This window comes from Pseudomonas sp. GW821-FHT03A09 (assembly GCF_059421065.1).
On sequence record NZ_JBWKUX010000005.1, the window covers coordinates 1 to 21,016 of the forward strand.

The 21,016-nt window shown below is 60.8% G+C and carries 19 protein-coding genes, 2 tRNA genes and 1 pseudogene; 6 read left to right on the forward strand and 16 right to left on the reverse strand.

The genetic code is table 11. The features are described 5' to 3' along the window. Position 1 precedes the first annotated feature (1 nt). Together AC07V4_RS10320 and AC07V4_RS10325 are read right to left on the reverse strand one after the other, a co-directional pair. Positions 2 to 77, reverse strand: a tRNA-Gly gene (locus AC07V4_RS10320). A gap of 4 nt (positions 78 to 81) precedes the next feature. Then, positions 82 to 157: transfer RNA gene (locus AC07V4_RS10325), tRNA-Glu, on the reverse strand. 370 nt (positions 158 to 527) lie between these two features. Here AC07V4_RS10325 and AC07V4_RS10330 point away from each other — a divergent pair. Then, positions 528 to 1,286 (forward strand): hypothetical protein, encoded by a 759-nt coding sequence (locus AC07V4_RS10330; protein WP_492636400.1) that lies wholly within the window; start codon positions 528 to 530, stop codon positions 1,284 to 1,286. A gap of 119 nt (positions 1,287 to 1,405) precedes the next feature. Further along, positions 1,406 to 2,218, forward strand: coding sequence for an alpha/beta fold hydrolase (locus tag AC07V4_RS10335; protein WP_492636399.1), 813 nt, complete (start codon positions 1,406 to 1,408; stop codon positions 2,216 to 2,218). A gap of 36 nt (positions 2,219 to 2,254) precedes the next feature. Here the strand turns inward: AC07V4_RS10335 and AC07V4_RS10340 are convergent, their stop codons facing one another. From AC07V4_RS10340 to AC07V4_RS10355, 4 genes and pseudogenes are all read right to left on the reverse strand, one after another. Beyond that, positions 2,255 to 3,136 carry a methyl-accepting chemotaxis protein gene (locus tag AC07V4_RS10340; RefSeq protein WP_495029365.1) on the reverse strand — a complete coding sequence of 294 codons (882 nt, stop codon included), beginning with the start codon at positions 3,134 to 3,136 and terminating at the stop codon, positions 2,255 to 2,257. Further along, positions 3,113 to 4,222 (reverse strand): annotated as a pseudogene (locus AC07V4_RS10345) (HAMP domain-containing protein); the annotation flags it as partial. The gene AC07V4_RS10340 and the pseudogene AC07V4_RS10345, both read right to left, overlap by 24 nt. Before the next feature lie 114 nt (positions 4,223 to 4,336). Continuing rightward, the gene (locus AC07V4_RS10350) at positions 4,337 to 5,749 is read right to left on the reverse strand and encodes an aminotransferase-like domain-containing protein (protein WP_492636398.1); all 1,413 of its coding nucleotides are present in this window, start codon (positions 5,747 to 5,749) and stop codon (positions 4,337 to 4,339) included. Positions 5,750 to 5,951: 202 nt separating this feature from the next. Next, a complete protein-coding gene (locus tag AC07V4_RS10355) occupies positions 5,952 to 6,713 on the reverse strand; it encodes an SDR family oxidoreductase (protein ID WP_492636397.1) in 762 nt (253 codons plus the stop codon). A gap of 228 nt (positions 6,714 to 6,941) precedes the next feature. Here AC07V4_RS10355 and AC07V4_RS10360 point away from each other — a divergent pair, with 228 nt between their 5' ends. Continuing rightward, positions 6,942 to 7,949 (forward strand): NADP-dependent oxidoreductase, encoded by a 1,008-nt coding sequence (locus AC07V4_RS10360; protein WP_492636396.1) that lies wholly within the window; start codon positions 6,942 to 6,944, stop codon positions 7,947 to 7,949. A gap of 147 nt (positions 7,950 to 8,096) precedes the next feature. Here AC07V4_RS10360 and pyrF read toward each other — a convergent pair whose 3' ends face one another. Continuing rightward, positions 8,097 to 8,795 (reverse strand): orotidine-5'-phosphate decarboxylase, encoded by a 699-nt coding sequence (gene pyrF, locus AC07V4_RS10365; protein ID WP_010211681.1) that lies wholly within the window; start codon positions 8,793 to 8,795, stop codon positions 8,097 to 8,099. Positions 8,796 to 9,054: 259 nt separating this feature from the next. Between pyrF and AC07V4_RS10370 the strand changes: the two genes are divergently transcribed. Further along, positions 9,055 to 9,819: a response regulator gene (locus AC07V4_RS10370; RefSeq protein ID WP_492636395.1), complete on the forward strand. Its 765-nt coding sequence runs from the start codon at positions 9,055 to 9,057 to the stop codon at positions 9,817 to 9,819. Then, a complete protein-coding gene (locus AC07V4_RS10375; RefSeq protein ID WP_492636394.1) occupies positions 9,819 to 10,856 on the forward strand; it encodes a sensor histidine kinase in 1,038 nt (345 codons plus the stop codon). Before AC07V4_RS10370 ends, AC07V4_RS10375 begins: the two co-directional genes overlap by 1 nt. On the opposite strand, the gene AC07V4_RS10380 is transcribed toward AC07V4_RS10375, so the two are convergent. From AC07V4_RS10380 to AC07V4_RS10420, 9 genes are all read right to left on the reverse strand, one after another. Then, the gene (locus tag AC07V4_RS10380) at positions 10,853 to 11,914 is read right to left on the reverse strand and encodes an AI-2E family transporter (protein WP_492636393.1); all 1,062 of its coding nucleotides are present in this window, start codon (positions 11,912 to 11,914) and stop codon (positions 10,853 to 10,855) included. The two genes, AC07V4_RS10375 and AC07V4_RS10380, sit on opposite strands and share 4 nt — an antisense overlap. Positions 11,915 to 11,986: 72 nt before the next feature. Further along, positions 11,987 to 12,805: a DUF4892 domain-containing protein gene (locus AC07V4_RS10385; RefSeq protein ID WP_492636392.1), complete on the reverse strand. Its 819-nt coding sequence runs from the start codon at positions 12,803 to 12,805 to the stop codon at positions 11,987 to 11,989. A gap of 102 nt (positions 12,806 to 12,907) precedes the next feature. Next, a complete protein-coding gene (locus AC07V4_RS10390) occupies positions 12,908 to 13,762 on the reverse strand; it encodes an alpha/beta hydrolase (RefSeq protein WP_492636391.1) in 855 nt (284 codons plus the stop codon). Then, positions 13,759 to 14,562, reverse strand: coding sequence for an alpha/beta fold hydrolase (locus AC07V4_RS10395; RefSeq protein WP_431752507.1), 804 nt, complete (start codon positions 14,560 to 14,562; stop codon positions 13,759 to 13,761). Before AC07V4_RS10395 ends, AC07V4_RS10390 begins: the two co-directional genes overlap by 4 nt. Before the next feature lie 97 nt (positions 14,563 to 14,659). Beyond that, positions 14,660 to 15,103, reverse strand: coding sequence for a hotdog fold thioesterase (locus AC07V4_RS10400; protein WP_431752506.1), 444 nt, complete (start codon positions 15,101 to 15,103; stop codon positions 14,660 to 14,662). A gap of 30 nt (positions 15,104 to 15,133) precedes the next feature. Beyond that, positions 15,134 to 16,783, reverse strand: a complete 1,650-nt coding sequence (locus AC07V4_RS10405; protein WP_492636390.1) for an AMP-binding protein — start codon at positions 16,781 to 16,783, stop codon at positions 15,134 to 15,136. Between the two features lie 86 nt (positions 16,784 to 16,869). Continuing rightward, on the reverse strand, positions 16,870 to 17,319 hold the full coding sequence (gene sixA / locus AC07V4_RS10410) for a phosphohistidine phosphatase SixA (RefSeq protein ID WP_492636389.1): 450 nt from the start codon (positions 17,317 to 17,319) through the stop codon (positions 16,870 to 16,872). After that, on the reverse strand, positions 17,316 to 17,663 hold the full coding sequence (locus AC07V4_RS10415; RefSeq protein ID WP_492636388.1) for a DUF4389 domain-containing protein: 348 nt from the start codon (positions 17,661 to 17,663) through the stop codon (positions 17,316 to 17,318). Before AC07V4_RS10415 ends, sixA begins: the two co-directional genes overlap by 4 nt. Positions 17,664 to 17,673: 10 nt before the next feature. After that, complete coding sequence (locus AC07V4_RS10420) at positions 17,674 to 18,699, reverse strand: NAD(P)H-dependent glycerol-3-phosphate dehydrogenase (protein ID WP_492636387.1); 1,026 nt, start codon at positions 18,697 to 18,699, stop codon at positions 17,674 to 17,676. Positions 18,700 to 18,894: 195 nt separating this feature from the next. On the opposite strand from AC07V4_RS10420, the gene AC07V4_RS10425 reads away from it, so the two are divergent. Then, positions 18,895 to 21,015, forward strand: a complete 2,121-nt coding sequence (locus tag AC07V4_RS10425; RefSeq protein ID WP_492636386.1) for a TonB-dependent receptor plug domain-containing protein — start codon at positions 18,895 to 18,897, stop codon at positions 21,013 to 21,015. The last annotated feature ends 1 nt before the right edge of the window (position 21,016 follow it).

A 21,016-nucleotide genomic window follows, 5' to 3' on the forward strand; every position in this document is an offset into this window, starting at 1 on the left:
TTGGAGCGGGAAACGAGACTCGAACTCGCGACCCCGACCTTGGCAAGGTCGTGCTCTACCAACTGAGCTATTCCCGCATATTGGCGTCCCCTAGGGGACTCGAACCCCTGTTACCGCCGTGAAAGGGCGGTGTCCTAGGCCACTAGACGAAGGGGACACGCGTACAACATTCACTACTCGCCGCGTTTCGCTGTGTGCTTTACGCTTTAAGTGGCGCGCATTCTATGGATGGATTGAAAGGTCGTCAACCCCAAAGAATAAATTTATTTAAATCAATGACTTCGCCCTGCTTTTCAGGCCTTTGCGAGCTTTACGCCTGCCCGGGCTTTGACGCCTATATTCTGGCACCCGACAAGGCGCTATAGTTCACCCAGGCAAATGATGGCAATGTGCATCTACGCAGGAAACGCTTACCTATATAGAAGAAACTACCTGGGCAACTGGTCGATCTGTCCTATCCGCCGGATAGCCCAGTCACTACACTCCACAGCAAACCCTATAAAGAGGTCACACCGGTGACACCACTCATGATCACCCTGCTGGTAATAGCCGGGATCGTAATACTGATCGCCATTGGCTACATGAACCACGTGGTGGAAAACAACAAGCTGGAAAAGAAGCGTACCGAAATCGAGCTTAATGATCGTTTGCGTCGCTGCGGTGAAATCACCGAGACCTTCCCCGGCCAGTTGATGACTCCGGCGCTCAAACTGTTGCTGACCCGCCTGGAACTCAACGTCAACCAGCGCCTGTTGAACCTCAACAAGTCCAGCGCGTCGCACAAGGCACGCATCACTGAGTTGAATGCGCTGATCGCCCAGGGTGAATCGATCCCCGTGGCCAACCCTCCTGCCCCGATCCAGACCGAAGCCAAGGCCAAGGACGTACGATTCCTGCTTGAAGCCCTGCACGGCCAAGTCACCCGTGCCGCTCAGGACGGCTTCCTGCCGGCCAACGAGGCCAAGCACTGGATCAAGGAAATTCGCCATATCCTGGTGCTGCTGCATATCGAGTTCTTCAACAACCTGGGCCAGCACGCCCTGCAGCAAGGCCAGCCTGGCCAAGCGCGCCTGGCGTTCGAACGCGGCGTACAGTACTTGCGCAAGCAGCCTGAGCCGGTGCTCTACAGTGCACAGCTGCAACTGCTGGAGTCGCAACTGGCCCGCGCCAACTCCACAGTGCTGACCAACAGCAAACCCGCCGAAGACGAGGTCAATGAATTGACCGAAGGTCTGAAAGTCGTCGACGCCGACACCGAGTGGAAAAAGAAAGCCATCTACGACTGATCACGTGTAGTGAGCGGGCTTGCCCCGCTCACTACAAGGTGCCATCAATTTGTACCTATCCCCGCACTCCCGACTAGCGTAAAAAAGTCCCCCTCACTCCGTGAAGCTAGAGGCTCGTTATGCCCGTCGCCGTGATTGATGGACAACCGCTGCACTATCTCGACCAAGGCACCGGCCCGGTCGTCCTGCTGGGCTCCAGCTACCTATGGGACCGCCACATGTGGACTCCACAGGTCGAAGCCCTGTCGCAACAGTACCGTGTCATCGTCCCCGAGCTGTGGGGCCACGGTGAATCAGGCCCATTGCCTGCTCAAACCCATTCCCTGGATGACTTGGCACACCAGACCCTCACCCTGCTGGACCAACTGGACATTGCCCAGGTCAACCTGGTGGGCCTGTCGGTCGGCGGCATGTGGGGTGCCCGACTAGCCTTGAGCGCACCTGAGCGGATCAACAGCCTGGTGTTGATGGACACCTATCTGGGCGCAGAGCCCGAGGCCACGCGCCAGTATTATTTCTCGTTGTTCAAGATGATCGAAGACGCCGGCGCTATTCCTGAGCCGTTGCTGGATGTGATCGCACCGATCTTCTTCCGGCCGGGAATAGACCGTGAATCAGCGCTGTATCAGGGTTTTCGCAAGGCGCTGCAAGGGTTTTCCAAAGAGCGCCTGTTGCAAAGCATCGTGCCCCTGGGCCGGTTGATCTTCAGTCGCGCCGACCTGCTGGAACAACTGCCACGGTTGGACGCGGATACCACCTTGATCCTGTGCGGCGAGCAGGATAAGCCCCGCCCTCCTGCCGAGTCCCGGGAAATGGCTGAGCTGATCGGCTGCGACCTGATCCTGATTCCGGAGGCCGGGCATATTTCCTCCCGGGAAAACCCGGACTTCGTCAACGAAGCCCTGCTGACCTTCCTCGCCAACAACGCCTGACCACCCTGCCCTTTGATCGCGGCCTTTGCGCTGCGATCAAAGGCGGAAGTGCCCCACCATACCCTTGAGTTCCGCCCCCAATTGCGCCAGCTGAATGCTCGACGCCGCGTTACCTTGCATGCTCTGCGCCGACTGATCGGCACTGGCGCGGATGCTGGTGACGCTACGGTTGATCTCTTCAGCCACCGAGCTTTGTTCCTCGGCGGCGGCGGCAATTTGCTGGTTCATCTGCTGAATCAAGGACACCGCGGCGGCGATGCTGCCCAGGGCGCTTTCGGTTTCCAGGGCATCGCTTACGGCCAATTTCACCAGCTCGCCGCTCTGCTGGATCTGCTGCACCGACGACTGCGCCGCGTGGCGCAGGGTGCTGACCAGCCGCTCGATTTCCTCGGTCGATTGTTGAGTACGCTTGGCCAGTGCCCGGACTTCATCGGCCACCACCGCAAAACCACGGCCTTGCTCACCCGCGCGCGCCGCCTCGATGGCGGCGTTGAGGGCGAGTAAATTGGTTTGCTCGGCGACACTTTTGATCACACTCAACACAGTGCCAATATTCTGGATTTCCGCACTCAGGCTTTCGATGCTGGCGCTGGCACTGGTGCTGGAGGTGGCGAGTAATTCGATACGCTGCAAACTCTGGCGTACCACTTGCTGGCCGCTGTCGACCTTATCATCTGCTGTCTGCGCGGCTTGAGCAGCTTCCTCGGCATTGCGCGCCACATCGTGCACAGTGGCGGTCATTTCATTCATTGCCGTAGCAACTTGTTCTGTCTCTTCTTTCTGGTTGCTGACCTCGACATTGGTCTGCTCCGTCACGCTGGACAGCGATTGCGCCGAAGAGGCCAATTGCTCAATACCCGCCTGCAGCCCGCTGACCATCTGACTCAAGCCATTGCCCATCTGCTGCATGGCCAACATCAGTTGACCGATTTCATCCCGGCGACTGACCTCCATGCGCCCACTCAGGTCGCCCGAGGCAATCTGCTGGGCCACGGCAATCGCGCTGCGCAGCGGGGTTACAATCAGGCGCGTAATGACCCAGGCCGCAATCAACCCCACCAACAACGCCAAGGCAGAAGAACCGATAATCAGCAGCGTGCTTTTCTTCAATTGCTCCTGCATCGACTGGTCTTCGACGGCATAGGCCTGGTTGACCCGGCTGACCACTTGATCAGCCCTGTCATGCAACTGCTGATAGACCCGCTTTTCCTGGGCCAGCAGACCCGTGTATTCGCCGAGCTTTTCGCTGAACGAGGCGATATGCCCGGAGACTTCGTTGAGCACGGTCTGATAACCCGCGTCCTTGACCGACGTTTTCAGCTGTTCGACCTGAGCCAGGGCCTGGTCCGCCTGTTCGATCTTGCCTTGCTCGGCAGTGTCGGCATCGGCCTTGCGGCTCTGGTCCAGGCGCACCCGCGCTTCGTTCATGGCTTGCAACATCAACTTGGACACCTGGCTGACCTGCCCTGCCTGCTCGATAAACTCGGCGCCCTCCTTGCCCTGGCTTTCCTTGAGGCCATAGGCACCGTCGTCTGCCAGACCGGCCTGCAACACGTCGAGGTTGTTGGCCACACTGGAGACCGACCAACTGGCCATTTCCAGGGCCAGGTCCTTGGTCTGATTCAACTCGACAAACTCGTCAAACGCCTTGCGATACGCGGCCAGCGCCTGCTCGACCTCGGTCATTACCGACACATTCGCGGCAGCCCCTGCCTTGAGGCCCGCGGCCAAGGCCGCCAAGGCGTCGACGCTTGCATGCAGGGCGTCGACCGCCTTGGGGTCGGCATGCAACGCGTAGTCCTGCTCGATCAGACGCACCTTGAGCAAGCCGCTGTTGAGCGAAGACATTGCCTTGAGGCCCTCGAAACGCTGGCCAACGGTTTGCAGGGACCACACGCCAATTGCCGCCACGATCGCGGTCAGCAATAGCACCAAGGTGAAACCCAAGCCCAGTTTTTTCGCCATACCGAGGTTGGCGAAACGTCGTTGCACGGCCGAAATCATTGCACTTGAGTCCTCTTGCAATGGCAGATGCCATCAAGCGTGGTTTCCATGCAGCGAGATTCGCAACCGTGCGCCACTGATACAAGATGCTGGCGCCGGAATAATGGCAAAAAGCTACATGCCCGTCGTTTTCAGGATGGTCGAGGTCGATCTGGCAGGGCCCATGGCACGGAACAATGCCAGTGCGCGTTGATCAGCAGCATAGGCCACATTGATCCGCAGCCAATCACTGTGTTCACCGCCTGGGTTGAACAACGCTCCCGGCGACAGCAGTACGCTGAGTCGACGTGCGCACGCCTGCAGACGGGAATGATCCGTCGCGCCCGGCCGCGCCCACAGGAACATACCGCCGGACGGCGCGGCAAACACCTGCCACTCTTCGTCCTCCAATACCTGCAAGGTGTCGGCCATCTGTGTATTCAGGCGCTTGCGCAGACGTTGCACCCACTTGCGATACGTACCGTTGGCCAACAGCGTGGCAACCACCGCTTCGGCAAAACGCGAAGTGCCGAGGCCAGTCAGGGTCTTGAGGCTGGCCAATTGTGCGATGACCGCAGTGCTGGCACTGAGGTAGCCCACTCGCAGGGCGCTGCTCAGGGTCTTGGAGAAGCTTGAAACATAGATCACCCGGTCATCATGGGGCAGCGCTGCTAGCCGCGTGCAGTTGGCGTGCTGCAGGTCACCGAAGATATCTTCCTCGATGATCAGAAAATCCTCACTGTGCGCCAACTCCAGCAAACGCTCGGCAACGCCCTGACACAGGCTGGTGCCGGTGGGGTTGTGATACAGGCTGTTGATGAACAGGCATTTGGGCCGATGGTTACGCAGCAGCGCTTCGAGTGCCGGGATATCCGGGCCGCCATGGGTGCGCGGCACCTGTAGCAGCATGACGCCATGGAATGCCAGCTGACGATAGAGGTTGCCATAGCCCGGCGTCTCGACCACCACCGTATCACCGGCCTTCAACAAGGTACGAATGAGCAAGTCCTGGGCATGGCTAGCACCGTTGGTGGTCAGGATACGGTCGAGGCTAGTGGCAATCTTGATGCGAGTCAGCCGCTTGAACAGTTGCTCACGCAGCGCCAGCAGCCCCAGGGGCGGGCTGTAGCTGAACAGGCCCTGGGTGTCGGTACGACTGACCTCGCGTACCGCATAGCTGATGTCATCGCTTTCGCGCCAGGTGTCCGGCAACCAGCCACACCCCAGTTTCAACTCACCCAACGGGCCGTCAGTGAAGGCGGCCCAGCCCTGCTCAGCACCTTCATACCAATGGTTTTCATGGGATGTTGGAGGCTGGGCCACTACAAATCCCGAGCCCTGTTTCGAGACCAACAGCCCCTGGGCCACCAACCGATCGAATGCTTCAAGCACGTTGGACTGGCTCAGCAGATTATCGAGGGCCAACTGGCGGATAGAGGGCAGACGAGTTCCGGGCGTCATCCCGCCCTTGCGAATCCATTCCGTCACCGCACTGACGATTTGCTGCACCACCGGTACAAGGGCTTGTCGATCGATCCCTAAATCCATGCGCCACTCACTCCAACTGTCTGTTATTCAACCAGAACAGTTAAGCACAGAAGCCCTCTAAACCTCGTCGTGAATTATTATTAAAGTATTGATTTTATTGACTTATTTACCTAGTGACACACATTCAGCCCAGGCCTTTTGCCAGCTCCGGAAAAACCTCACACCCCAGCAAAACTTTTCGAATGGAGACCGGCGTGGATTCCTAGATTGCAGTTGCGCCACCGTCCACGGCCAACGCCTGGCCCGTGGTAAACGCAGCGCCGTCACTGCACAGGTACAACACCGCGCTGGCGATTTCCTCGACCTTGCCAATACGTCCGACCGGATGCATGGCGGCGGCAAATTCTGCCTTGCGGGGGTCCGCTTCGTAGGCGCGACGGAACATGTCGGTATCGATCACGGCCGGGCACACCGCGTTGACGCGGATTTTCTTTTTCGCGTATTCGATTGCAGCCGACTTGGTCAGACCGATGACCGCATGCTTGGACGCGGCATAAATGCTCATCTTCGGCGCCGCTCCCAACCCCGCGACCGAGGCGGTGTTGACGATCGCTCCACCGCCCTGGGCCAGCAGCAACGGTAATTGGTGCTTCATGCACAGCCACACACCCTTGACGTTGACACCCATGATGGCGTCGAACTCATCCAGGCTGCCGTCCGCCAGCTTGCCCTTCTCGATCTCGATCCCGGCGTTATTGAAGGCATAATCCAGGCGACCATAGGCAGCGACGGTCTGCGCCATCAACGCCTGTACATCGGCTTCCAGCGTGACGTTGCAACGCACGAACAGCGCCTCGCCACCGGCCTGGCGGATCAACGCAACGGTACCCTCACCGCCGTCCACGTCGAGGTCCGCGACCACTACTTTCAGGCCTTCGGCGGCGAACGCCAGCGCGGTGGCGCGACCAATACCGGCAGCGGCGCCGGTCACCAGGGCGACCTGGCCGGAAAACGTCATGCTCATGGGGGATGTCCTTTGGAAGAAATAGCCGTGGGTCGAGTCTAGCCAACGCCATGGGCAGCACGTCAGCACTATCAGAAGGCCGGTTGGCGCTGCATGAATCACAGTGATAAAGCGCCCAGACTCACTATCAGCCAGGCCTATCGCCGGGCATTCGCGTCGTTCGGACAACCTTGCTCACTGGCCCTCAAGGGTCTATCACTCAAGGTTCACTTCTAAAGAGTCCTTGCCATGACTGCCCAGACCAACCGCCAATTCCTGCTAGCCAAACGTCCAGTCGGGGCGGCCACGCGGGAGACCTTTACCTATCAGGAAGTGCCGGTAGGTACGCCTGGGGATGGCCAAGTGCTGGTGCGCAATGAATATCTATCCCTGGACCCGGCGATGCGTGGCTGGATGAATGAAGGCAAGTCCTACATTCCGCCCGTCGGTATCGGCGAGGTGATGCGCGCGCTGGGCGTAGGCAAGGTGATTGCGTCTAACAATCCGAATTTCGCGGTGGGGGACTACGTGAATGGCGCCTTGGGAGTACAGGATTACTTCCTCGGCGAACCGCGTGGTTTCTACAAAGTCGATCCTAAGCTGGCTCCCCTGCCCCGCTACCTGTCAGCCCTCGGCATGACCGGGATGACCGCCTACTTCGCGCTACTGGACACCGGTGCGCCCAAGGCTGGCGAAACCGTGGTGATCTCCGGCGCCGCCGGAGCAGTGGGCAGCATTGCCGGGCAGATTGCCAAACTCAAAGGTTGCCACGTGGTGGGCATTGCCGGCGGGGCCGACAAGTGCAAATTCCTGGTGGATGAATTGGGTTTCGACGCAGCCATCGACTACAAGAACGAAGACGTACCCGCCGCCCTCAAGCGCGAGTGCCCCAAAGGCGTGGACGTGTACTTCGATAACGTCGGCGGCGATATTCTCGACGCGGTGCTCAGCCGCTTGGCATTGAAGGCACGTGTGGTGATCTGCGGTGCGATCAGCCAGTACAACAACAAAGAGGCCGTGAAAGGCCCAGCCAACTATTTGTCGCTGCTGGTCAATCGTGCACGCATGGAAGGCTTTGTGGTGATGGACCACGCGGCCAACTTTGCCAAGGCCGGACAGGAAATGGCTGGCTGGATGGCCCAGGGCAAGCTCAAGAGCAAAGAAGATATTGTGGAGGGCCTGGAGACGTTCCCGGAGACGCTGATGAAGCTGTTCAACGGTGAGAATTTTGGGAAATTGGTGCTGAAAGTCAGCTGACGCACACTGTGCCTATCTGCTGAAGATCTATATATGGGAGGGGGCGTGCCCCCGATTGCAGTGTGTCAGTCAACACGTTCATTGGCTGATGCACCACTATCGGGGGCAAGCCCCCTCCCACATTCAAAGCTGTGTTGAGCTCTGGTATCAGGCGATCTCGGCGACCACAGCTGCCAGCGCCTTCGCTGGATCAGCCGCCTGGCTGATCGGGCGACCGATCACCAGGTAGTCCGAACCCGCATCCAGGGCCTGGCGGGGGGTCAGGATACGGCGCTGGTCATCCTGGGCACTGCCCGCCGGGCGAATACCCGGGGTCACCAGTTGCAGCGATGGGTGCGCGGTCTTCAGGGCCTGGGCTTCCAGCGCCGAGCAGACCAGACCATCCAGGCCGGCCTTCTGCGCCAAGGCCGCCAGGCGCAGCACCTGCTCCTGAGGCTCGATATCCAGGCCGATGCCGGCCAGGTCTTCGCGCTCCATACTGGTCAGCACAGTCACACCGATCAACAGCGGTTTGGGGCCACTGCGCTGTTCCAGCACTTCACGGCAGGCACTCATCATGCGCAGACCGCCGGAGCAGTGCACATTGACCATCCATACGCCCATTTCCGCCGCGGCCTTCACCGCCATGGCGGTGGTGTTGGGAATATCGTGGAATTTCAGGTCGAGGAACACTTCGAAGCCTTTGTCACGCAGGGTGCCGACAATTTCTGCGGCGCAACTGGTGAACAGTTCCTTGCCGACCTTGACCCGGCAAAGCTTCGGGTCCAACTGGTCAGCCAGCTTCAGTGCGGCGTCACGAGTGGGGTAATCCAGGGCGACGATGATAGGAGTCTGGCAGACGGACATTGGAATGGGCTCTCAGGCAAGTCGAAATCGGCGCGGATTGTAGCGCAAGCAGCGCCGTTGCGGGATCCGATGATCGGTAAATACTGTTCAACCGCCCATTCCACGGCATTTTTTGTGATTGTGTCAGCCTTGATACATTCCAGACATGCCCCCTACACGCCCTACGACTAGCCTCGCCCACATGACCGCCCGTCCAGCACTTCCAGCGATGGAACTGGACGCCTATGCTGACAGCAACAATCAGGCAGATGATCGCACTATGCATACCCCTACCGCCGCTGTAAACGAAGAGCAAAAAGGCGCGGTGCTCGCCGAAGACAAGCGCTGGAACACCCGTGCGCTGATCGTCGATGACGACGTGCCGATTCGTGAGTTGTTGATCGATTACCTGGCGCGCTTCAATATTTTCGCCATCGGCGTGACCGACGGCGCCGCCATGCGCCAGGCCATGCAAGCCGAAACCTTCGATGTCGTGGTGCTCGACTTGATGCTGCCGGGCGAAGACGGCCTGTCGCTGTGTCGCTGGCTGCGTGCCGAATCGGATATCCCGATCCTGATGCTCACCGCACGCTGCGAGCCCACCGACCGCATCATCGGCCTGGAGCTGGGCGCCGACGATTACATGTCCAAACCCTTCGAACCTCGAGAACTGGTGGCACGCATCCAGACCATCTTGCGCCGCGTGCGCGATGACCGTACCGAGCAACGCGCCAACATCCGCTTCGACAACTGGCGCCTCAACAGCGTATTGCGCCAACTGGTGGCCGACGATGGCTTGGTGGTGCCGCTGTCCAACGCGGAATTCCGTCTGCTCTGGGTGTTTATCGAACGCCCGCGGCGCGTGCTCAGCCGCGAACAATTGCTGGACGCTGCCCGCGGTCGTTCCATCGAAGCCTTTGATCGCAGCATCGACCTGCTGGTCTCGCGCCTGCGACAAAAACTCGGGGATGATCCGAAAGCCCCACAACTGATCAAAACCGTACGCGGTGAAGGCTACCTGTTCGACGCCCGGGATATCGGTTGATGCGCGCCACCTTCAATACGTTGTTCGGCAGGCTGTTCGGTGTATTGCTGGTGGCCATTGTGCTGGCCCATGTGCTGGCGTTCTTTTGGTTTCACCATTACGGCCCGCCACCACCGCCGACCGGTGAAATCTTTGTACAACAGGCAGACGGTTCCTTCACCCCCATCCAGAAGAAGCACCCTCGCCCGTGGTTTGGTGGCCCGGTGGTGCCACTGACCTTTCAGTTCATCTCGCTGATCATCGCTGCATGGTACGGCGCCAAGCTTTTGAGTCGACCGATCCAGCGCCTGAGCGCAGCCGCCGAACGGTTGAGTGTCGACCTCGACAGCCCCCCGCTCGATGAGTCGGGGCCACGAGAGGCCAGGCAAGCCGCCTCCACCTTCAACCTGATGCAAAAACGCATCCGCGAACAAGTCAGTCAGCGTGCGCGCATGCTCGGTGCAGTCTCCCACGACCTACGCACACCACTGTCACGCCTCAAACTGCGCCTGGAACAGATCGAAGACACCAAGCTGCAAGGTCAGATGCGCCAAGACCTGAACGACATGATTGACATGCTCGACGCCACCCTGAGCTACCTGCACGAGCAACGTACCAGTGAAACCCGGCACTGGCTCGACGTGCAGGCACTGGTGGAATCCCTCAGTGAGAACGCCCAGGACCAAGGCTCCGATGTGCAGTTCTCCGGCAGCTGCGCGCCGTTGCAAGTGCAGCCCATGGCCCTGCGTTCATGTCTCAACAACCTGATCGACAATGCCCTGCGCTATGCCGGCACGGCTCGTGTGGAACTGGCAGATAGTCGTGGAGCCCTGGTGATCCGAGTGATCGACCACGGCCCCGGGATTGCAGCCGACAAGCGCGAGGCGGTATTCGAGCCGTTCTTTCGCCTGGAGGGCTCACGCAACCGTAACTCGGGGGGCGTCGGCCTGGGCATGACGATTGCGAGGGAAGCGGTGGAGCGCCTCGGCGGCCACCTCAGCCTGGAAGACACACCAGGCGGTGGGTTGACCGCCGTGATGTGGTTGCCGAGGGCTTAAAGGGGTTTGTCTTCCCGGCGCCCTTGCGCCTGGGTCGTACTCCAGTCAGTCAACAGACTGTAGGCCACCGCCAACAAGGTCGGACCGATAAACAGGCCGATGAAACCAAACGCGATCAAGCCGCCGAACACCCCTAACAGCACGATCACCAGCGGCAGGTTGCCACCTCGGCTGATCAGGTACGGCTTGAGCACGTTGTCCACGCCGCTGATGATGAATGTGCCCCACACACCCAGGAACACCGCGTAGGTGTAATCGCCTTTCCAGGCCAGCCACGCCGTGGCCGGAATCCACACCAACGGCGGCCCCATGGGAATCAGGCTGAGCAGGAAGGTGGCGATACCCAGCACCAATGCACCCGGTACGCCCGCAATCAGGAAGCCGATCAGCGCCAGTAAGGCCTGTGCGGCAGCGGTGCCGATCACACCGTTGACCACCCGTTGTACGGTGCCGGCCACCAGTTCGATGTAGTAACCGGCACGCTCCCCGATCAAACGCTCCAGCAGGCGATGCACGAACACCGCGAGCCGTGGCCCGTCGCGGTAAAAGAAGAACACGAACACCAGGCTCAGGGTCAGCTCAAGGATGCCGCCGCCAATCTGCGCACTGCGCGCCAGCAGCCAGTTGCCGACCTGCCCCAGGTACGGCTTGATGCTGACCATCAGTGCTGCGCCCTGTTGGTCGATGCTGTCCCATGTCGCCACCAGGCGCTCGCCGACAAAGGGGATCGAGCCCAACCAAGTGGGCGCAGCCGGTAGGCCGTCGACCTGGATATCCTTGATCAGGCCCACGGCGTCACGCACATGATCGGCCAGGTTGAAACCCAGCCATACCAGCGGCACCGCCACCAACAGCATCCAGCACAAGGTCAGGATGCCAGCGGCCAAGGATTCCCGACCACCCAACCAGCGGGTGAGCAGGCGCATCAGCGGCCAACTGGCAAACGCCAGCACCGCGCCCCAGAACAGCGCCGACCAGAACGGCGCCATCACCCAGAAGCTGGCACCAAACAACACCAGCAGCAGGATTTGCACCAGTAGGCGATCGTTATTGAGCATCGGGTATCTCGAGAAGAAGTCTGTAGGAAGTGAGCTTAGGCGAACGGCGCGGGTCCGTTCGCCTGTTAACGGTCAGCGTATCAGATGCAGGTGCAACCCCTTAGCGTCACCGGCGCCGGTTTCCATACGCGCGGCACGCACACCGCTGTCGATCAGGGCCTGACGCCAGGCTTCGGCCGTCGGCCCGGTCAAACTGACACGCAAGGTGGCGTCAAGGTTCAATCCACGGGAGATCAAGGTCAGCCAAGTGGCGTCAGGTTCAGCCCCGAGCTTCGGGAAATCCAGCTCGCCGGTGCTTTTCAACTCACGCAACAGGGTTGCCGACGTAGGCAGGAGATCAGCCAATGGCGCACTGGCATCCAGCTGTTCTACATGCAGATAGGCGCGACGGTTGCCTCGGGTGATGCCGTACAGCGCCACCAGGGAGTTGTCCTGCGGTGCGGCCAGGCGCAACAGCAGGTACTCCTGCTGGCCATCGGCGCCCACCAGTTTGGCGTTGCCGAACACTTCATTGGCCCACAGGCTGCTTTCGCCACAATCACGGGCCTGGCACCAGAACAACAGCTGCGCGCCCTTGGCTTGCAGCGCTTCGCGGGTCGCGGTAAACGCGGCGCTGGACGTGTGCTCGGCGGGCAACTCATAGGTAATCGCCGTGGCTTGACCACGTGCGGTGGCTTGGCCCTCGTAGCGCAACTGGCCGCTGATCTTGCGGATTGCCCCCATGGGGTAGATGCGTTCCTTTTCTTCGGCGGGGCGGTAATCGACGATCTGTGCGTCGACTTGGCGCGACACTGCCGGCAAATCCTGGCTACCCGGCACGTCGGCGGCGAACACCAAAGGGCTGAAACAGCACAGCCCGAGGGCACGTATACATCCTTTACGCAGGCTCATCGGATGATTGAGCCCTGGCCATTGGAGGTCGCAGCAGTTTCAAGATGGTTCATGGTTGACTCCCTTTCAATCCGCCCAGCCTCGGCAGTTGACCCCGCCAAGTCAAGGCGTGGAGAAGAACCGATTGAAACAGTCTGCAACAAGAGCGGCGCCAGGCTCGTCATTCAGGTGTAAATGATGGCCGCCCGGCAGCGTGGTCACTGTGAAGGGTAGCTGAGAAAGCAATTCGGGATGTTTCGCCAACATACCCTCAGCCGCCACCACTAACTGTGCAGGGCAGGCCACCCGCCGCACGAAAGCCATCGCCTGCTCATCGGTCAGACGTATCGGCGAAGCCAGGGTCAATCGACTGTCGGTGCGCCAGGTATAACCGCCCGGCACCGGCATCAACCCGCGCTGGGCCAGCAGTTCGGCGGCCTCGCGACTGACCGCGACCACGCCTTTCATGCGCGCTTCAACTGCCCGATCGAGGGTGCTGTAGACCGGCTTGCGCTTGTCCTGCAGGTTCAATTGCGCCTGCAAGGCCATGCCCAATCGCTCGGCCGCGTTCTCGCCGACGGCGGTGGGCGGGATCACACCGTCGATCAATCCCAGGTGTGTCACTCGCTCCGGCAAGGCTCCCGCCAGCACCAACGAGACGATGGCGCCGAGGGAGTGGCCAAGTAATGCAAAACGTTTCCAACCCAGCTGTTCGGCGACTTGCAGCACATCAAATACATAATCCCACAAGGCATAACCCGCCCCGGCTGGACGATGGGCCGAATGCCCATGGCCCGCCATGTCCAGCGCAACGATGCGCAAGCCCTGCAGTTTCGGCGCCAGTCGCGCAAAACTGTTGGCGTTGTCCAGCCAGCCATGCAGGGCAATCACCGGCAGACCGTCCTCGGGACCAAACAGGTGAGCGGCCAACTCGATGTGGGGCAAGCTCAGGCGGACTTCTTCGACCGACGTGTTCATGCGCAGTTGCGCTCGCGGGCTTCCCAGCGGGAGAACAGGTTCTTGATCAAGGTCGCGGTGTCCTGGGGACGTTCGAGGGGAAACATATGGCCACCGGGCATGGTGAGCATTTCGCCCATGGGCAGGCGGTCGACACCGCTGGCGTGGTGACGCATCACCACCCGGCTCTGGCGTCCGCGCACCACTGCCAGCGGCACCTTCAACTGGCGCACCTGGCCCGGGCTGGTGTGGGGCACGCCGCGATAAATGCTGATTTCGGTTGCCGGGTCAAAGCGCAGGCGCAGGCGATCGCCCACCTGTTGCAGACCATGTTGCAGATACGCGTCAAAACATTCCGGGTCGAACCCGCGAAACAGGGTTTTACCGGCAAAGTAGCTGCGCGCGGCGTCCAGGTCGGTGAACTCTTCACGCCGGCCCAGGGTGCGACCGGCCGGGGTCAGGCGATCAATAAACCCCAAGCGCTTGGCGGCGCGGATCACCCAGCGGTCGGCGCGGGTCAGCACCGGCGAATCCAGCATCACCACCCCACGATACAACTGCGGGCAACGCATGGCCGCGTGCAGGTGCAGCACGCCACCCAGGGAATGCCCGACGCCCCATACCGGCTCCGGTTGCTGCTCCAGGTGATGGATCAACTCGTCCACCAGGTTGCGCCAGTTGTCGTCCACCGGAAACCGGGGGTCGTGACCGTGCTGTGGCAAATGAGCCACCGTGTATTCCGGGGCCAGGGCGGCAAACAACTTGCCGTAAGTGGCCGAAGGGAAACCATTGGCGTGGGCAAAAAACACGTGCTGCGACATACCGGACTCATCTACAGAAACAGAAATGGATTGTCACCAGCCCCAAGCCGTACAGCAATGACTGTAACTGCCAGGAATGATGACACTCACGCCATGCCTATCGCGCCGGTGGGTTTTCTCCCAGCGGCACCACGGCCATGGTCAGGCGCGAAACGCAGTTGGCCTTGCCGTCTTCGCTGGTCAAGCGGATATCCCACACCTGGGTGGTTCGCCCGATATGGATCGCCCGCGCCACCGCCGTCACGCGCCCGCTGCGCACACCACGCAAGTGGTTGGCGTTGATCTCCAGGCCCACGCAATAGAACTTGCTCGGATCAATGCACAGGTAGGCCGCCATGGAGCCGACGCTTTCCGCCAGCACCACCGAGGCACCACCGTGCAGCAGGCCATAGGGCTGATGAGTGCGATGGTCGACCACCATGCTGGCGGTGAGTGATTCGTCATCGAAGCGTTCAAAACGGATATCCAGCAGTTCACCGATGGTGTTTTTCTGGATGGCGTTGAGTTGCTCGATATTGGGTTGGGTGCGCCACAGGCTCATGCAATTGTCCTTATTGGTTTTATTACGGCCCTAATCCTGCCACAGAATGGATTCGTTGCGCTCGCTCCAAACGTGGAACTGAGCACCGTAGGTCGATTCGATCACATTGCGCTTTATCTTCAGGGTCGGGGTCAGGAAGCCGTTTTCCACCGCCCAGTTGTCATTGACCACCACCAACTGACGCAAACGCTCGTGCTTGTCCAACCCCTGGTTGACCTGTTCCAGCCAGCGCTCAAGGCTGCCGTTCAGGGTTTGCCGGTCCTCGCCGGTTGCCGCCAGCACGCACAAGCCTATCGGCGCCGTCAGGCCTTCACCGACCACACACACCTGTTCGATGCGCGCATGCTCGGCCAAACGGTTCTCAATCGGCGCCGGAGCCACGTATTTGCCCTTGCTGGTCTTGAAGATTTCCTTGAGCCGTCCGGTGAGGCGCAGGCGGCCGTCGGCGCCCTGCTCCCCCTTATCGCCAGTGCGCAGGAAACCGTCAGCGGTGAGGGTCTCAGCGGTTTTCTGCGGGTCCTTGAAATAGCCGAGCATGGTCGCGCCGCTGCGCACCTGCACTTCGCCCGACGGGTCGATGCGCACGTCCACCCCGGGACATGGCAGGCCGATCCAGCCAAGCTTCTGCTGCCCAGGACGGCACACGTGGGAATAGCCGCAGCTTTCCGTCATGCCGTACACCTCCAACACATCCAAACCCAGGCGCTGATACCAACGCAACAGGGCCTCAGGCACTGGCGCGGCACCGGATAGCGCAATACGCAGTGCATCCAGGCCCAGCCCCGCGAGGACTTTACGGCCCACGTGCCGGCCGATGAAAGGCAGGCGCAACAGCCGGTCCAGACGCTTTTCCGAGACCTTGCCATACACGCCCATCTGGAATTTGGTCCAGATCCGCGGCACGCCGAACAACGCTGTGGGTCGTGCCCGACGCAAGTCGGTGAGAAAGGTGTCGAGGCTTTCGGCGAAAAATACCGTTTGCCCGGTGTAGAGCGAGGCCAGCTCCACGAACATCCGCTCCGCCACATGGCACAACGGCAGGTAAGACAGCAGCCGGTCGCCCTCCCCCAGGCCAAATAACTCGGTGCCACGGGTGGCGGCAAAACCCAGGGCACCAAAGGTTTGCATCACGCCCTTGGGCAAGCCGGTGGTGCCAGAGGTGTAGACGATGGTAGCCAGGCTCGCGGCGTCAGGCTCGGGGTTGTCCTGAATCGGTGAACAGGCCTGCAGATCAGCCCAAGTGAAATCGAAGTCACCGACCGGACCCAGCGGCAGTTGGATAGTTGTCAAACCAGCCGGGATACCGGGCGCCATGGCCGGCCAGTCGTCCAGCTTGCCGATCAATGCCAACGCCGCCTCGGAGTGAGTCAGCACATGGGCGACGGAGTCAGCGGTCAGGTTGGGGTATAACGGCACTGACACATGCCCGGCCATCCAGATCGCCAGGTCGGCGATGATCCAGTGCGCGCAGTTTTTCGAAATCAGGGCAATGTGTGAACCCTGGGGCAACTCCCGAGCACGCAGCCAGCGCGCGGCGCAGCGGGCCTGATGGCCGACGTCACCCCAAGTGAGGGTCTGCACCTCGCCACCGCCGATGGGCTGCACGAGAAAGGGTTTGCGCGGGTGCCGCGCTTCACGTTCGAAGAAGACCTGTAACGGCAAACGAAAAGCGACAGGCATGGGACGCGCTCCTTTGTGGTCCGACGATAGCCAACCAAGCACTTGCTCGGTTGACTATATAGCACACAAAACAGCGATCACTTTTCCTACGGACTTTTCACGCCAACCAGGCTCATCAACCCCGCCAACGGAAAATCGCCCTCCAGTTCCGCCAGACTGGCGGTGTGCATCGGTTGCGGCTGGCGTTGATGGCCATGCTGCAAAAAGCTGATCAGGCTGCCCACCAAAGGCTGGTGGCTGACCAGCAGCACGTTGTCATCGGTATTGAGCTTTTCCAGCACCAGCAACGGGTTACCGTCTGGCGTCAGCCACGGCACCGTACGGATATCGGGTTCAAACCCCAGTGCTTCGCGAACCAGCTGTGCGGTCTGTTGCGCACGCACGTAAGGGCTGGCGATGATCGCGCTGAGGGGCTGGCCTATCAGGTGCGCCGCGCTGCGCAACACTTCGGCGCGGCCATGCTCGGTGAGGTTGCGTTCGGCATCGGTGCGCGCATGCCCTTCGGCTTCACCGTGGCGTAGTATCCAGAGCTTCACAGTTTGGGCTCTTCATCACGCACCGGATGCGGCGCCGGCGGCACGCTGTGGGCAGCTTCACCCTCCGGTGCACGCGGTGTCGGCCAATCGGCGAACGGCCAAGGCTTTTGCTCGGTATGGAAGCTGCCAAAACGGCCGATCTGAGCCAGGAACTGGCTGAGACTGTCGCCGAAGTTCATCAGGCCCAGGTTCGGTGCGCTGTAGACCAGGCGGTAAATCAACTGCACCAGCACCAATGCGCCGAGCAGGAACTGCGCGACTTGCCACACCAGGGCGAACACCAGCATCCACACAATGCGCAGGACGATGGACTCGTACTTGGGAGCTGCTTTCGGATCGTTCATGACGCGTTCCTCAGTTGAAACCACTGGTGGAAATAAAGTCGACATCGGTTTTCGGCTCTGCCCGCATCAGCAGCTCGATCACCTGGTTCAAAGTGCGCCCTTCAAACAGGATCGCGTGCAGCCCGGCGACCAGCGGCATGTACACCCCGACTTCCTGGGCCTTGGCCTTCAACACCTTGAGCGTATTGACACCCTCGGCCACTTCGCCCAGGCGCGTGACGGCGTCTTCCAGGCTCAAACCCTGGCCCAGGGCAAACCCCACTTGATAGTTGCGGCTTTTGGGCGACGAGCAGGTGACGATCAAGTCGCCCACCCCGGCCAGGCCCAGGAACGTCATCGGATTGGCGCCCTGGTTCACCGCAAAGCGGGTCATCTCGGCCAAGGCGCGGGTAATCAGCATGCTCTTGGTGTTTTCGCCCATGCCTAAGGCCACCGCCATACCGGCAATGATCGCGTAGACGTTTTTAAGCGCCCCGCCCAGCTCGACGCCAAAACGGTCGCCACTGGCATAGACACGAAAGGTACGACCATGCAGTACCGCCTGGACGCGCTCGCACAGTGCCTCGTCTTCACTGGCAACCACGGTGGCGGTCAGCGCGTGCTCGGCGACTTCCCGCGCCAGGTTCGGCCCGGACAACACGCCGATACGCGCCTGGGGGGCGATCTCTTCGAGGATTTCGCTCATCAGCTTGAACGTGTGCGCTTCAATACCCTTGGTCAGGCTGACCAACAGCTTGCCCGCCAGGCGTTCGGCATGGGGCGCCAGCACCGAGCGCAAGGCGCTGGACGGCAGCGCAACAAAGCACAGGTCACAGGCGATGAGGGTCTCCAGCAGGTCCGTGACCGGCTCCACCGCCGGATGAATCTTGATGCCTTTAAGGTAACGGGGGTTTTCCCGGTGCACGCGAATGGCCTCGGCCTGCTCGGGATCGCGCATCCACTGGCGCACCGCGTGGCCGTTTTCAGCCAGCAGGTTAGCCACGGCGGTACCAAAACTTCCGCCTCCCAGGACCGCAATAGGGCGCTGTTCAGTCATATGCAATCCGTTAATCCATACCAGTGGCGATAGCGGCATTATACGGGGCGACCCGCTTGCGGCCAGCCCCCGCGTCAATTCACCTGCTTGTCGGAAAATGCCATGTGCAGGTGAAGTAATTGCAAGTCCGGCGACTGGCAAATAGCCCCACCTCAGTTAACATGGGCGGCTATCCGTCATTATCAAGGCCGTGCCGTGTATCTGGGCCCTCCTCCTCGCTCATCCCTGCTGTTGATGCTGTTGTGCAGCGCCCCGGTGCTGGCTGACGATCTGTTCTTGGACAGCCAGCCGCTGCCGCAGGTATTGACTGCCACGCGCCTCAAGCAATCAGCCGCCGCCGTACCTGGCAGCATGACAGTGATCGATAGCGAACTGATCAAGGCCAGCGGCGCTCGGGACATCGCCGAGTTGCTGCGCCTGGTGCCCGGGATGATGGTCGGCTACACCACCGGCAACCAGGCGGCCGTGAACTACCACGGTACCAGCGCCAGCGATGCACGGCGCATGCAGGTTTTGATCGACGGACGCTCGGTGTACCGCGCCGGCCTGGCCACCGTGGACTGGAGCGACATCCCGGTGGCCATGGAGGACATCGAGCGTATCGAAGTCTTCCGCGGCCCCAACACCGTTAGCTACGGCGCCAACGCGCTGATGGCGGTGGTCAATATCCTTACGCGTTCGCCGGCCAACAGCCACGGCTCACGGGTGAAAGTCATCCGTGGCGAGCGCGGGATCAACGATTTCTACGCCAGCCAGGGCGTGGGCTGGGAAACCGGCGACCTGCGCCTGTCGTTGTCCGGGCAACAGGATGATGGGTTTGACAGCGATGCCGTCGGGGCCGATCGCCGTGACGGCCGCCGCCTCAACCGGTTCAGCCTGGCGGTGAGCCAGACCCTGAACGCGCAACAGAGCATCGACTGGCAATTGAATGCCAAGGAAGGGACCAACCAGCGTCCCTATACCTACACCCCGGTATTCGCCGGGATTACCGAAGGCGGCACCAATTCCGACGCCACCGCCAAGGACTATGCCGCCTCGTTGCGCTGGAACTTCGATTTCAATCCCGAGCACAGCCTGTACATCCAAGGCTCCGCCCAGCAATGGGACCGACGGCAGATCTGGAAAGCCTGCGATGCCAAAGTGTCGTTCAGCCCCGAGTTGACTCAACTGTGGCAGCTCAACCCCGACTATGCCGAACGTCTGGCGCGACACATGGACACCTTCAGCCAGGGCAGTGCGCCGCCCGGCAGCGCCGCCGAACAAGCGCTAGGCAACCAGGTGCTGGACCAGTGGCGCAACGGCGCCAACCAGAGCGTATGCGGCGATATCGACCAGAGCACTCGGGAAAGTCGCTACGACCTGGAGATTCAAGACACATTGAGCCTGTCCGACAGCCTGCGCCTGGTCAGCGGCATGAACTATCGCTACGACCGCGCCGACTCCGACACCTATTTCAACGGCACCCTCGACGACACCACCTGGCGCCTGTTCGGTCATCTGGAGTGGCGTGCCAGCGAACATTGGCTGCTGCAAGGTGGCGCCATGTACGAAGACACCCACTTGAGCGGCAACTCGCTGACGCCACGGGTGGCGGTCAACTACTTGATCAACCCCCGCCACGGCCTGCGGGCGGTGTACTCCGAAGCCATCCGCTCACCAGACATGTTCGAGAACAACGTCAACTGGAGCTACCGCGTCACCAACCTCAGCTCCCCGGCCTACGGGCAGAATTCCGGGCAATATTTTGTGGTGACGCGCGGCCCCGGCAACCTCGATAAAGAGTTGATGCGCTCGCGAGAGCTGGGCTACAACGGCTTCTTTGCCGACCTCGGGCTGAATGTCGACGTGAAACTGTTCTACGACGAAATCACTGAGATGATCAGCTCACCGCTGCGCAACAATCAATACATAGCCAGCAATGCCAACAGTTCGCGGTTCACCGGTGCCGAATCACAGTTCGATTGGCGCATGAGCAACGCCGACCGCCTGCGGCTCACCTATGCTTACGTCGACGCCAGCGCCAGCAACCCACTGGACAAGGCACAGACCGCCCGTAACAGCGGCTCGGCCGGCTGGCTGCGTGAATGGGGACACGGCTGGTCCAGCGCGTTGTTCTACTACGGCGACGACGCACTCAACCAATATCGTTTCGAGCGGGTCGACCTGCGGGTGGCCAAGCGCATTGCCCTGGGCAAAGCCAACGTGGAGCTGGCCGGCATGTTGCAACAACGCCTCGACAACCAGCCCACCACCTGGGCCGATAACAATTACGACAGTCGTCATGTCCTCTACTTCAGCGCGGAGCTGGAATTCTGAC

What these genes read in the sequence shown, in the direction of transcription:
- AC07V4_RS10330 (WP_492636400.1), top strand. Translation starts at nt 528, where the DNA reads ATGATCACCCTGCTGGTAATAGCCGGGATCGTAATACTGATCGCCATT.
- AC07V4_RS10335 (WP_492636399.1), top strand. Translation starts at nt 1,406, where the DNA reads ATGCCCGTCGCCGTGATTGATGGACAACCGCTGCACTATCTCGACCAA.
- AC07V4_RS10340 (WP_495029365.1), bottom strand. Translation starts at nt 3,136, where the DNA reads ATGTTGGCCATGCAGCAGATGGGCAATGGCTTGAGTCAGATGGTCAGC.
- AC07V4_RS10350 (WP_492636398.1), bottom strand. Translation starts at nt 5,749, where the DNA reads ATGGATTTAGGGATCGATCGACAAGCCCTTGTACCGGTGGTGCAGCAA.
- AC07V4_RS10355 (WP_492636397.1), bottom strand. Translation starts at nt 6,713, where the DNA reads ATGAGCATGACGTTTTCCGGCCAGGTCGCCCTGGTGACCGGCGCCGCT.
- AC07V4_RS10360 (WP_492636396.1), top strand. Translation starts at nt 6,942, where the DNA reads ATGACTGCCCAGACCAACCGCCAATTCCTGCTAGCCAAACGTCCAGTC.
- pyrF (WP_010211681.1), bottom strand. Translation starts at nt 8,795, where the DNA reads ATGTCCGTCTGCCAGACTCCTATCATCGTCGCCCTGGATTACCCCACT.
- AC07V4_RS10370 (WP_492636395.1), top strand. Translation starts at nt 9,055, where the DNA reads ATGCATACCCCTACCGCCGCTGTAAACGAAGAGCAAAAAGGCGCGGTG.
- AC07V4_RS10375 (WP_492636394.1), top strand. Translation starts at nt 9,819, where the DNA reads ATGCGCGCCACCTTCAATACGTTGTTCGGCAGGCTGTTCGGTGTATTG.
- AC07V4_RS10380 (WP_492636393.1), bottom strand. Translation starts at nt 11,914, where the DNA reads ATGCTCAATAACGATCGCCTACTGGTGCAAATCCTGCTGCTGGTGTTG.
- AC07V4_RS10385 (WP_492636392.1), bottom strand. Translation starts at nt 12,805, where the DNA reads ATGAGCCTGCGTAAAGGATGTATACGTGCCCTCGGGCTGTGCTGTTTC.
- AC07V4_RS10390 (WP_492636391.1), bottom strand. Translation starts at nt 13,762, where the DNA reads ATGAACACGTCGGTCGAAGAAGTCCGCCTGAGCTTGCCCCACATCGAG.
- AC07V4_RS10395 (WP_431752507.1), bottom strand. Translation starts at nt 14,562, where the DNA reads ATGTCGCAGCACGTGTTTTTTGCCCACGCCAATGGTTTCCCTTCGGCC.
- AC07V4_RS10400 (WP_431752506.1), bottom strand. Translation starts at nt 15,103, where the DNA reads ATGAGCCTGTGGCGCACCCAACCCAATATCGAGCAACTCAACGCCATC.
- AC07V4_RS10405 (WP_492636390.1), bottom strand. Translation starts at nt 16,783, where the DNA reads ATGCCTGTCGCTTTTCGTTTGCCGTTACAGGTCTTCTTCGAACGTGAA.
- AC07V4_RS10415 (WP_492636388.1), bottom strand. Translation starts at nt 17,663, where the DNA reads ATGAACGATCCGAAAGCAGCTCCCAAGTACGAGTCCATCGTCCTGCGC.
- AC07V4_RS10420 (WP_492636387.1), bottom strand. Translation starts at nt 18,699, where the DNA reads ATGACTGAACAGCGCCCTATTGCGGTCCTGGGAGGCGGAAGTTTTGGT.